This window comes from Vibrio sp. S9_S30 (assembly GCF_014694455.1).
Taxonomy (GTDB): Bacteria; Pseudomonadota; Gammaproteobacteria; order Enterobacterales; family Vibrionaceae; genus Vibrio.
Window position 1 is genome coordinate 1 of record NZ_JAAUWT010000011.1, and the last position, 13,305, is coordinate 13,305.

Below are 13,305 nucleotides of genomic sequence, written 5' to 3' on the forward strand. Positions count from 1 at the left end.
TTGACCAAGCCACTTGGATGAGCGCTTGTACTCAACTGGAAAAAGGTACGGTCGTTGGCTGTGAAACCACCATCAAACACGCGATGCCGAAACTAAACAGAAAGCGCATATCCGGTTTTCGGTTACCGGATAGCTAACACTTCCTTCAAGCCAAACCACATACCTCAAACTATTAAACCAATATCCACACTGGTGGTTTTGCATACCTCAACATCATGAAAATAAGAGGTATTCTTCATTTTCTAGGCATATACCCCATGTATTGAACTCAATTCCATTGATACGAGTAGCGCTTGGATGAGCGACAGAAAAACACTTCTAGATTTTTCTTAAAGTGTGTGTCCCTGTTATTTTGCTCTAATTAATTTTAATTCCCATTCTTTTAATTATCAGTTATTTTCACTTTAAATCTTTCAGCTATCTTATTTTTTCTACCTGCAATCTCATCAAGTATTCTCTCTTCTATATGCTCGGATTTCCATACAGAAGCTCGCTCAAGCCCAATACAATCTTCTGGTCTAGCATGATACTCACGCCCATCTTCATCACTTATGAAACATTTATCTAAGTTACTCTCATTTTGCATGAAGTAAGCGACTAATTTATTCATTTCACAAGACAATTGAACACGCCCAATTTTCTCCCATTTTTTAAAAGCAGTATCACAAGTTGTTACCGAAAAAAGTACTTCGCTTTCTGTTATAAATCTCAGATCTGAAATAGGAGTATCAGTAAGAAGTTTAAAGTAGGATACTTGTGAGTAATGTCGAACCAAACCATAAGCAAACTTACCTCCCTCAAGTTTAATCAAAATTACCGTGCCCGGATTAATATATTTCCTACCCATCACATTCCTTTATACGTAATTAGATTATCGACCAAAATACTCATTTCCTGTGTATTCATGCTTTTCTTCGCGAAATTCTCTATTCGCAGCCTCATGAAAAGCTCTTCTAAAGAACATAAAAGGACAGTCACTTTTATTGTAGGCTCAACTTTGGAAGGAGGCGAAAATTTTCCAGCAGGAACTTCTAACGTAACTTTGACTTCAACTTTTCTAAAAGTGTCTGTCCCACTTATTTGCTGTTTTGTAGCAAGGCTTGATCATTGGTCTCAGTGTTTGAGTGAACTTAGCTGATCAGATCGTGGGTTAATGATTTAGTTCCCTGAATTTAGGAAACAAAGCCCTTTTTAGGCAAATACCCCAAGTATTGAACTCAATTTCGACGATACGAGTAGTGCTTGGTACAAGCGGCAAGACGACACTTCAAGATTTCTAAAAGTGCCTGTCCCACTTAATTCCACCTGTCCCACTTAATTCCATTGGTCTCAGTGTTTGAGTGAACTTAGCTGATCAGATCGTGGGTTAATGATTTAGTTCCCTGAATTTAGGAAACAAAGCCCTTTTTAGGCAAATACCCCAAGTATTGAACTCAATTTCGACGATACGAGTAGTGCTTGGTACAAGCGGCAAGACGACACTTCAAGATTTCTAAAAGTGCCTGTCCCACTTAATTCCACTTGAATTTCTTCCTACTTAATTTCATGTCCCACTTAATTAAGAAGACACTTCAAGACTTTTCTAAAAGTGTCTGTCCCTTTTATTTTTTAATCCAACCCAAGAAGAACTCGCTTACGTTTTTCATTAGCTGAAATATTCGATACAAACAACCCAAAATCAAAATCTTCATTTTGAACAAATGGTGTTGGGTCACCAGAGAATTTTTTAGAACTATCCAACACGTAGTTAAAGTGGGCGATTTCTTTTCCAGCCTTTTTGACTATAAGTTGTCTTTTATTAAAATCTTCTCCACTAACAGTGACAATCACATCATCTGTTAAAGGAAAACACTGCTCTCCAATTCGAAAAAACAGCCCTTGACCAAATTTGTATAGCGCTACAAAAACAGTCGACATAATCGCATATATCCCTTCCGTACTGGAAGGAGTATTGCCACCTAAATCATTCCGTGATGCAATCGTAAACCTACCACTGTCATGATCATACTTTGCCAACTCATCGTACTTATCATTGGACTGTAACCAAATCATCACATTTCCTCCTCTTAAAGCCCCAAATCTTTGCCGCCAGTTCTAGTTGCACTCTCGATTATATCGTCCCACGATTTACCACGCCCTCTAAGGTAATCAATTGAAGGACCAAGTTTGTCTCCATATTTCTCGATGTTTCGAGAGTAGATTTTTTCGAGCATATTAGACGGAGTTAAGTTTTTATACTCAACACCTAATGCTCGCCTTTCACCATGAAGTGCTCTAGCAATGTCTTCGCTAGAAACTCCAGCTTTACGCATTTCAGCAGCCTTAATGGCTAAAGCGTTGACCTTACTTACATATTGCTGCCTTAGCCCAAGTCCAAATCTACTTACGCTCCAAGCCAATGCACCTCGAACACCATGCACAAGCCCAACACCTGCACTATATACTCCTAATACTATATCCGCTGGTCCCATCGAAGGATATACGCATCCATTGCAATCGTCATTAGCAGAAAGAGGTTCTTGATGGCGAAAAGATGGGTCATTAAAGTTACTAAGATAATTATAGACATCTGGGCCATCCTCATAACCCACCCCGATATCGATAAGATAATCAATAGCGTCAAGTTGAATTCGATCATTCCCTTTAAACGACTCTCTTGCTTCATCACCAGTTAGCCTCTCGCTAGGAAGACTATCCGTATCTGCATACCATCTAGGCTTGTCACCCGTATTCCGACCATTTCGATCAAAGTGTGTCTTATTGCCAGAATCACTTGTATGAACAGATCGTCCTGTCCCCTCAGAACCTCCACCAAATTCAACCAACCTAAACCCTGTCGGATCAATATACTTCAGCGGGTTATTCCACACATACGCATAGCGGTTAAAGCTATTCGTTACAAACGGTGCTTGAATCACCGGATCCGCACTCACAAATCGCCCTAGGGTTTGGTCGTACACCCGCCCGTTCATGTGGATCAGCCCGACTTCTTCGATTTCCTCGTGGCCAGTGTAGCCTCGATTGGTGAGCACCATTTGCTCGACGTAATTGTACTTGGTGTTGGTTTCACGCTGCGATGTGATATCGCGCTGCTTACCAAAGGCATCGTAACTGCGGCGCTCGACCACGTAACCGTACAAATCGGTGATCATATCCACGGAGTTCAGCGCGTCGTAGTGTAAAAAGCGCACTTGCTTGTTGGTAATGGAGCCATCCGCGTTTTCAGATTGACTGTTTAGGGCAATCAGCTTGCCTTCGGCGTACACAAAGTGTTGGTGCTGAACCTCGCCTGTGGCGACATCGGTCACCCGCTCGTAGGTTTTGTCGATGTAAACCGTGGTTTGAGTGCCAGATACCTTCTTATAGCGATTGTGGTTGGCATCGTAGCTGAACGAAACGGTTTTGCCGTTACGCGTGATTTCGCTTGGCTTGTTGAATGCCGTCCAGCTTAGTGTGCGCTCGGTGCTGTTGTTGCTGCGTTTGGCGCTCACCATGTTACCCACAGCGTCGTATTGGTACGTTAGCCCATTTGCTTTGGTTACGGCGTGTGGACCTGCCCCAATGCTGCTGTATTCATAGGTACCCGATACCCCTGTTTTGCTTAGGATATTACCAATGGAATCGTAGCTGAACGCGCTGTTTTTGGTGACGTTTGCGTGGTTGCTGCCGTTATCGAAGACGATGTTGTTGGTTTTAACGCGATCCAGCCCATCGTAGGTGTAGTAGTCGCGAATGCCTAACGATTGGTCGTAACGTTGGGTCACGTTGTTGTGATCATCGTACTTATATTCCAACCAACGAGTCGAATCGGATGAACCTACAAAGGCATTTTGCTTGCCGGTGATGTCCTTGTAATGATGGCTGAGCACCTGCCCCGTTTTGTGGGTGGTGATCATCATTGGTTTGCCCGTCGATGCGCTGTGATAGTAGGTGTTGACTAACCCATTACCCAAGGTTTCCGACAGCGTATGACCGTAGGCATCGGTTTCGCGGCGTTGCCAGTAAACTTGGTACGCACCAGAGTTGTTCGCCGCCGCTAATTCAGCATTGGTTTTGATGGATTTGAGGTGATCAAGCTGGTTTTCCTCGTCCTTTATTTCACCTTGGCACGTGGTTGGCCTTGTGACTTCTGAGCTGTCCCCCACGAGGTAGTTGGTGGCTTTACAATACACTTCACTGAGTTGTTGTACCTTATCCACCAAGGTCAACAAATCCCTGGCTAAGTCGGTGTAGTAGCGATAGTGTCTGTTGGAAATGTCCGCCGCTTGCTGCAAATCGTCTGCACTGAACACCAGTTCTTGCTGGGTGGCAGAATCGGTATTGGCACCGTAGGCGTCCTTTGCGGCTATCAAATTCAGCGTGCCGTTTTTGTCGTAATCGACCACACGGAAATCGCCCGCGGGTGTCAGCCCCATCTGTTTAAAGTCGCTATCACTCATCCCAGTATTGATGATGCTGGATTGATAATTGCGCATCCCATTTTGAGTGCTGGTCAAGTGCTGTTGAAGCTCGTAGATGGCACCATCTAGGGTAATGTCTAACGGGATAGACACGTCATCGTGCAAGATCACCCATGTAGCAGGGCGAAGGTAACAGTTGCCATTGGCATCGCACCAGCGCTTCAGCCTGAAGATGTTCTCCGAGCCTAAGATTTGCAGGGAAGCCGAATCTAAATGGTGCAGCCCAATGGTTTTGGCGTTGTATTCATTCGCTTTGTTTTGGAAAAAGGTTTGTTGCTGAGCGTAGCGCTGCGCTTTGTTCAGGTATTCCCTAGCTACATTCAAAGTTTGCTCTATAAGCTGACTAATGGCTTCTTGAAAACTTGGATCGGTAAATGCCTTGTCCGCATAGGTGTAGGGGCTTTGAATTTGCGACAGATAGCCTTGTGGGTTGTACACGTAATCCAACGCCAATCGGTTACTGGCGTTCGTTGCACGGCTTAAATTGATGGGTGCGCTTGCCGCCGAGTTGTCTGCACCGTTCGGGCGAACTTCACGGGTTAGCCGCTCAAAATCGTCGTAGAAATACAGTGTGCTGAACTTGTCGCCATCCACAAACGTGGCTTTTTCTGCCAACAGCCCATTCGCATGGTAGTAGAAATCGCTGTTGCTGCCGTGACCCGACATAGCCGTCAGGGCACCCAGTGAAGCTGTGCCTCGCCCGTCGTACACCCATGTTGAGGCGGCACTGCTGCCGTCTTTCTGGTATACCTTACGCCCTAGCGAATCGTAGCGATAAGTTGTGGTGACACCGTTGGCGTCTTGCTTTTCAAGCAGTTCACCTACGGCGTTGTATTGGTATGTCCATTTGCCTAAGTCTGGATCATCCAGTTTAGAGCGATAGCCTAAGTTATCGTACTCAACTTTGGTTGTGTTCCCTTTGCTGTCTATCGATGTTTTCAGCTTGCCATCGGGGAAGTAGGTGTAGGTTTGGTAGCTGTAATCCGGTTTATCTATCGCTTCTTCTTTTTTAACAATATGACCCAACACGTTGGTGGTGGTTTTATGTTTAAAGCCACGCGCATCGGTAAGTGTGGTACTAAAGCCGTTGTACTCGGTTTTCCATAACGTAACGCCTCCTGTGGCGCTCGGCTCTTTTTTGAGTTCCTCGCGGTTTAGGCTGTCGTATTCGAATTCGACGTGGAACACCGGATCGTTAATGAAGTATGGGCGGGTAACGCTGGTCTTTCTGCCGTTTCTGTCCCACTGGGTATCGGTGTACGCAATTCTGTCGTTAAAACTCTTAACGCCACTTCGTACTTCTCGCCCCGCAAAGTCGAGTTGTACCCAACTTTCTCCCCCTTGATTGGGTGTGGTTTTCACACAGCGAAGGGTTTCGGTATCGGCTATCCCACACCCTTCTGTACCTAGGTAGTCGTAGGTAACGAAGTTATTAGGGTTGCCATGCGTTTCTTTGATCACGCGACCAAAGTCATCGTATTGGTACGAGACTTTTCTGCCATTCGGGGCGGTTTCATCGACAAGCCTGCCCGATGCATCGAACGTGTATTCGGTTTTATGACCTTTGGCGTTAGTGGCGAAATCGATGTATAAGCCACTCCCATCATACGCAGTGCGCGTGGTACGGCTAGCGAGATCGGAACCCGACACACTTTGAGAGGTGACGTTTCCGTATACATCGTAGCCATATTCGGTCACCAGTTTACGCCCTGACAAACCACCAGCTTGGTACGCCGTTGGCGTAATGGTTTGTCTCCTTAGCAGACCTGTTGTGGTGTATTCAAAGTTGGAAACAGTGGTTTTTACGTCACCACTGGTGTTGTCGGTGATGCTTTGTTCGGACTGTTTAACGGCTCCGATTTGCCAGTAGTTCTCTCCGGATTCGGTGATCACTTCGGTTTGCGTCAGCGTTCGGTTGACCAGCTCTTTGGTGCCGTCGCCATTGAAATCGAAATAAGAGACGCTGCCACAAGCACTTGGGCTTGCTGCGTTAAACTCGGATTGAGTGATGGAAACCAATTCGCCTTGCTTGGCAGAATAATAGCGTTCTGTACTTGCGCTGGCACTATCAAACCGATAGTAGTGCTCCATTTTTTGAACAATAAGCGGTACATCCACATCGCCATGGATCAACACAAATTGGTCATTGGGTTTAACGTATAGGTTTCCGTCGCTGCCGCAGTATTGAGTGATGCCATACACGAACTGGCTGAACTCGGCGTTTAAATCCGTCACGTTCGAGCTATCAATAAATAGCACGTTTGAGGTGTGTTTTTCCCCTGTCGAAACGTAGCTAAATTTATCGGTTGTTGTGAATGTACCTGAGTTGGCTGCAATGCCTTTTACTGTGGTGGTCTTTTCAACCACATTACCAAAGCCGTTGGTATCTTTTTCGGTGGTGGTGGTGGTTTTTAGATGAATGCCGTCGTTGTCGTACTGTTTGACTTCCACTTTTTGAGCGTAAGTTTCGTAATACTCAACCTCATTGATACCTGTTCGGGTAACCGCTTGGTAGTTTTGGAAAACGGTCTCTTTTACGGTTTTATCGTTCTTTTTCACCGTAATTCGGGTTGGCTTACCCGCGAGTCGCAAATCTTTAACGAGGTATTTTTCTTCCTCCGCGTCATAAACACGCGGGGTAAATTCAGAAATCGTAGTTGTTTTTATCTCTGAATTTTCAGTAACCGTGATCTTATCAAAACCTAAAAAACCCAACCCTTTGCGGTGAGATTTTGCGCCTTCGTATTGATAATCGTACGTGGTTTCACTGTAGCCGTCTGGCTTTTTACTGACTTTAGAAACAAGATAGCGAGTTGGTGTTGAGTTAACGACAGGGTAATCAAAATAGCGCTGTTGGGTATGAACACTGGTGTCGGATGCAGGTTTGTACTCTATGGTGTAAACCAGCCCTTCTTCGGTAATGGTCTGGATTTTGTCTTGGGCGTAGGGGGTGGATACGTGAACAGATTTATGTTTGTCCGACTCACCTAGAATTAAATCTGTTCTGCCGTCGGAGTTTAAATCGGTAACGCCAGAGAAGTTCTCTATGCCTGTACGTAAGTGGGTACCCCAACTGATTCGTCCAAAGTGGTTTTTGTGAATGTTCTTGTTGGTGTAGAGATCTGGATAGCCATCACTATTGTAATCTACAAACGCAACTGAATCTGTACTGGTATTGGTATCAATTAATTGGTTGTAATGGCCTCTGTTAGTTGTATAACCGTTACCATTAAATAGATAGATAAGAACATGCCCAGTTGATGAAACTTCTAATGTAACAAAATCCTTATAGCCATCATTATTTACATCCACTAAGCGATATGATCTCGTGTTATCAAACACTCTTAAGGACGACTCACGATGCCCTTTTGAAGACAAATAATATTTAAATAATTTATTGTCGTAGGTTACCCAATCATCTTTACCGTCATTGTCTATATCTAAAACACTTTTTGTTGTGACATCAAACCAACTAACTATTTTATTCTCTAAACTTTTCTTACCATCTCCATCTCTATCAATTGGAATGTCCTTTGAAGCATGAGGGTGCATCCAACCAACGCCATCCCTATCATAAGAGCCAGAGCCAATATCGCCATTACAGGGACCAGAAAAGGACGGAGAGTTGATAGAGCCCTTAAGCATTGGGTTCTCATTTTGCCCTATTATTGTATCTCCATTTGGAGTTTTATAACTAGCGCAACCAAAGCCTTTTGGTTGATAAATTAAACCATAAGTTTCTTTCACCCCATCTCTTTGAACATCAAAAAATCGCGGTTTCAATATCCCAGTATTGGTCACAGTTGAAACTTCTTGATTTAGTGCATCTCGCCATTCAAAATTAATTGCATTTGAACACTCAGAAGTTCCCCCACCAGAACACATTTGCACAGACGTCAATAAACTACGGGATGTAGCAGCAGACTGGCGATACTTTAAGCTATAATTTCTAACCGTTTGCGTGGACTGGTTTTTAACGTAAATTTTGGATAGTCGCTGTGATCTTGTTAACTTTGAACCTACCAAGTACTGAAACGTCGAATCCGTTCTTGCTTCATAGTCAAATTTAACCGAGCCCCCCACATACAAAATCTCATCGATGTTATGAGTGCCCGCGACCTCGTCTTCATTGTATTTGAAGGTAATGTGGTTGTTTTTTGTATGATCGGTGATTTTATTTAACGCCCATTTGTAAATATGGGTTTGCCCTGGCAAGTTAACTTGCGCTGTATCTTCCATCCCATACTCATATACCGAGCCGTCTTTTTTCCACACCTTAAAATGGGAAGGTCCATGACCGTTGTAATTGCTTTTAAACGACACGATTTTTGAGTAGCCGTTGTTCTCTAACCGATATTCCGTTAAATGCCCACCATCTTTTCCTGAAATCGCCACCAATCTTTGACCATCTAAACAGTAGCGATCATCATCATTTAAACGAACCCCACCCCAGAGTTTGTCTTTGGCTAAGTTCTTTCCACAACGGGTAATGGACGAGAGCCCAGAGAGGTTCCAACCCATTCCGAGGTACCCGTTGGGGGAATCACTGGCGTAGCTGATGGCCAGTGAAGGCTGGTGCCCATTCCTTCCCGGTACCACATCGATTGGCAATGAATAAGTTGCCTGACCACCGGAGACATTAAAATCGCCCCGAATAGTGGGCGCTCCTGAAACAAAAGTAGTGGTCGTAGCTTGGTTATATTCATCCAAAGGGCTTGGCGGTCTCTGCGTTGAAAATGCGCAGTGGCTGTATGAAATCGAAGTGAAAGCCAAGAAAGAAAGTAAAGACAAGCTAAGGCTTCTGTTCACTGTTTTAGAGGTGGGGTGATTATTCATAATTTAATGGACCAATTCTTACTCTGGGGTTGGGAAATTTGGTGTTCTGCTTCGAGTGCAATCGAGGACACTGGGTCAACTTTTTACTCTTTTTTGACCTTAGCCTGAAGCCGTTCAAGTTCTTGGTTCAGTTCGATCAGTTCATCAGGCATGGCAATATCTTGGGGCATAGTGTGTTCAGAGAAGTCTTTTAAGTCGCCCTGAACGAGTGGCAATTCGGGGTCGTCCAAATGTTGGATGCCATGCGTTAGTGTTTGTTGGAGTTCGATAACGGGCGAGGGGTAATTTATATTCTCACTCGATTTCGTGCCTTCGGACTCAGACAAAGTGGCCTCAGGTTCTTTCTTTTCACCTTGAGCATCGAGCTCTTTTGTATCGACGGGAGTAAGGGATAGTTCTGGAATGGAGTTACCCTGAGAGTAGATAAAATAGGCTCCAATCACGCCAATTAATGCCATGAGAAGCGTCACCACGGATTTCGTCATTATATTCATTGTTCTTTAGAGTGAATGCTGAAAGGAGGGAGCATAAAAGCCATAACATTCATACGCTACCGCCCTTCCCAGTTAAGGAACTGGTCATAATGTACACGTTTCACCATACAAGCGCATTTGCATAGCTTTACAAATGTGAACGTTATCAATGATTACCAACACTGATACTTACTGAGAGTGTTGCACACCAGAACTGCCTTACAAAACCATCGCAAAGCTCATAATTAACATTTAAAATCAGAATCTTACATATTGACACAAACATAAAGTACTAAGTTTTGTAAATGTTGTCTCAAAAACTGACACTTTAATCACAAATACGCTATCGATGTCTTTTTATATAAAAATACGCATCGCTAGGTATATGATTAAATGGAATTTTTTATGAGAATTTTGAAACAAAGTGCTCTTGCAAGCTTGCTTGGGTTGTGTTCTTTTGCGTCTTTCGCAACGGTAATGCCCTCTCCTCAGATTCATCAGATCATGTTATCGGATGGGAGCTCGATGGAGGTGAGATTAAAGGGGACAAAAGAATTTCATTGGTATGAGAATAGGCTGGGCTATGCCTTAATCCAGCAAGGAAGTGAGTGGCATTACGCCGAAATGAATAAGGATAGTACTATTCCACAGCTCATTTCTACTGGTGTTACCGCTACTTCATTCTCAACTCCCCCGCATCAATCCTTACAGTTAAGCGGAGGGCAACAAAAAAAAGAAACGAGCGGTATTAAAAAAACAATCCAAAGCAGTGCAAGTACTTTTTTTGAGCGCTCTCAACAAAGTGAGCTCTACGCTTTACGTCAGAAAGCCAAAGCTTCTGAAGGCACCGTAACCTTCCAACCTTTACTGGTCGTTCAAGTTTCATTTTCAGATATTGCAATGGAAAATGATTTTACCGATCTGATTTTCTCGACAACCCAGCAAAGTGTTAAAGATTACTTTCTTAAAAACTCCTTTAACAAATACGCTATTACCCCCGCCAATGAAACCAATGGAACCGCAAATGATGGCGTTATTGATGTAGCGCTAGATATCGCTCATCCAAACTGTGTTGATAACTGCAAAAGTAAGTTTAAGCCTATTTTTGATGCCATCTATACTCAAGTCGCTCCACAGATCGATCTTGCGAGTTATGATGCGAATGGCGATAGAACGATTTCTCCAGATGAACTCTCTGTCATGTTCATCTTTGCTGGAAATGATAAATCCAGTGGCACGTTACAAACTCCCGTCATTTGGCCACACAAATGGAATCACGATCCTATTACATTAGATGGGGTAAGTATCCACACATACTGTCTATTTGCAGATTATCAAGACAATAATCAGTCCACGATGGGCGTGATCGCACATGAACTCGGTCACCTTATGCTTGCATTGCCCGATCTCTACCCTAGCAGTCACAACGATTTTCAGGGCAGCATAGATCACTGGGGGCTTATGGGCGGAGGCTCTTGGGCGATGAAGCCTGGTGACCTTTACGCGGGGCAAACGCCTTCCAATATGTTGGCATGGTCTAAGGAAGCGGCTGGGTTTATCACACCAAGACTACTGACTGATGCTGGCGATCACGTTGTTCAAACAAATGGCGATGCCGCTGTTGTCTATGTAGATCATTATCTAAAAGAACTTGGCAGCCGGATTTATCTGGAAAATCGCCGAAACCTCGATTACGACCGTTCTCTTCCCGGTGAAGGCTTACTTATCACCTCTGTTAACATTAATAACGAAGCTCGAGAATTTGGACCGATGCAGGTGCAAATTTTACAAGCCGATGGACTCAATGAGCTTGGGTATGGTGGGCTCGCTGACAGTGGTGATTTGTTTCCCGGGAGCAATCACCAAACCACCCTATCCGATACGACAGAGCCAACACTCTCTGACTTCGTAGGGAGTCGATCAGACGTTTCACTCAGTAATATCGCCAGTGATGCAAACTCGGCAACATTTACGTTGGACAACACGACCGATGGTAATAAATATGCTTGGGCAACCTCCTTTGAGCGTTCAAAAGGTTTGATAAGCGATCTAACTGTTGGTGGGTTTGCGATTGAACCTCGTGATAACACCACATTGCTAGACGGCATCCAGTTCTTTGCACACCCAACTAGCATCGCAACGCCTCAATTCAAACTTAGATTACACACTTACGAAACAGCACCCTATGTTTTAAGGGTTACCCCCGAAAGCGGTCAAGTGATCTCTGAAGGTTATATATCTTCAAACAACAGAATTATGTTCGATAACAGTATCGAGATTCCTTCTGGTAAAAGCACTCTGGTGTTAGAGATTATCGATGGCTCTCTTGAATATGAGTACACATTCTTAGATACCTACATAGATTTTAAAGATGTGGAATCGTGGTGGGGTAACAGTGTCGATTATAATATTGACGGAAAGCTGTTCTCTAGCTCTGGCTTCAATCAAATTAGCTTTGGAGCTTTGCTACGCACAGACACAAGCAGCTTCTTAACTGCGGTCGACGATGCGGTTACTGTCGATGAGGATTCTTCATTATCCATCGATACGCGAATGAATGACTTTGTCGATTTTTCTCACCAAGCAGATATTGAGTTGCTATCTCAGCCGTTACACGGGACGTATACAAATGGTATTTACACACCAAATGCCAATTTCCACGGCAAGGATTCCTTTACGTACCGATTAAAGACAACGGAAGGGTTAACCTCGAATATTGCTACTGTTGATATCACGGTAAACTCTATCAATGACCTACCGACGGCGGTTATTTCAGGGGCGCCTATCGATGCCGTCGCGGGGAATACGATTCAACTTTCTGGGTTAAACAGCAGCGACATCGACAACTCGGTTCTTTCTTACGAATGGCGTAACTCAAATGGCTACTCAATGACAGGTGAGTATACTGCTGAAGTCGCGGTTACAATCCCGGACAGCGAACTTGATACGACTGTTGAAATCACGTTGACAGTAAGTGATGAACAGGGAGCTCAAGCCTCTCAAAACATTACCGTAAACATCGCGAAAAGGAACGCCGTCCCTGTTGCAGTGAACGACACTGTTACTGTCACATACGGCGATACAGTGACCATTCGGCCTCTTGATAACGACACCGATGCCGATGGCGATACACTGAGCCTGACGATGACATCGTTGCCTCAAAGAGGAAACCTCTCCATTCAAGGGAATGAGATCAGGTACACGGCATCAGATGCATCTGGGCAAGCCCAATGGGTTGAAACCTTCACTTATCAAGCCGATGATGGCAACGGTGGTACTGCCACCGGTAACATTACCGTCACCGTGCAGCCCAAAACCACGACAACCGTAACCTCTACCAGCTCTACCAGCTCGTCATCGGGTGGTTCTACGAGTGTGTTGGGCATGCTGATGCTACTACTGATGGGCGCATTCCGAACGGTACGAACACACCGAAAGGTTAAATAACGCATTTATGCCTGATTGATACTTCAGTACACCTGATAGTCAGTAAACCAGATAGTCAGTGAACTAGATATCAAGTCATGAAAAGCCCC

Annotated in this window: 5 protein-coding genes; 1 reads left to right on the top strand and 4 read right to left on the bottom strand. The window is 44.3% G+C overall.

Annotated elements, in window-relative coordinates:
* Nucleotides 1-382 precede the first annotated feature (382 nt).
* The 4 genes from HC752_RS13965 to HC752_RS13980 all read right to left on the bottom strand — a co-directional run bounded on the left by HC752_RS13965 (nucleotide 383) and on the right by HC752_RS13980 (nucleotide 9,781).
* Nucleotides 383-847: an Imm26 family immunity protein gene (locus HC752_RS13965; protein ID WP_190335786.1), complete on the bottom strand. Its 465-nt coding sequence runs from the start codon at nucleotides 845-847 to the stop codon at nucleotides 383-385.
* Between the two features lie 761 nt (nucleotides 848-1,608).
* Nucleotides 1,609-2,055 carry a hypothetical protein gene (locus tag HC752_RS13970; RefSeq protein WP_190335787.1) on the bottom strand — a complete coding sequence of 149 codons (447 nt, stop codon included), beginning with the start codon at nucleotides 2,053-2,055 and terminating at the stop codon, nucleotides 1,609-1,611.
* A gap of 11 nt (nucleotides 2,056-2,066) precedes the next feature.
* Complete coding sequence (locus tag HC752_RS13975) at nucleotides 2,067-9,296, bottom strand: RHS repeat-associated core domain-containing protein (protein ID WP_190335788.1); 7,230 nt, start codon at nucleotides 9,294-9,296, stop codon at nucleotides 2,067-2,069.
* An 83-nt stretch (nucleotides 9,297-9,379) separates the two neighbouring features.
* A complete protein-coding gene (locus HC752_RS13980; protein WP_190335789.1) occupies nucleotides 9,380-9,781 on the bottom strand; it encodes a hypothetical protein in 402 nt (133 codons plus the stop codon).
* Between the two features lie 393 nt (nucleotides 9,782-10,174).
* Here HC752_RS13980 and HC752_RS13985 point away from each other — a divergent pair, with 393 nt between their 5' ends.
* Nucleotides 10,175-13,216 (top strand): M6 family metalloprotease domain-containing protein, encoded by a 3,042-nt coding sequence (locus tag HC752_RS13985; RefSeq protein WP_190335790.1) that lies wholly within the window; start codon nucleotides 10,175-10,177, stop codon nucleotides 13,214-13,216.
* Nucleotides 13,217-13,305 lie beyond the last annotated feature (89 nt).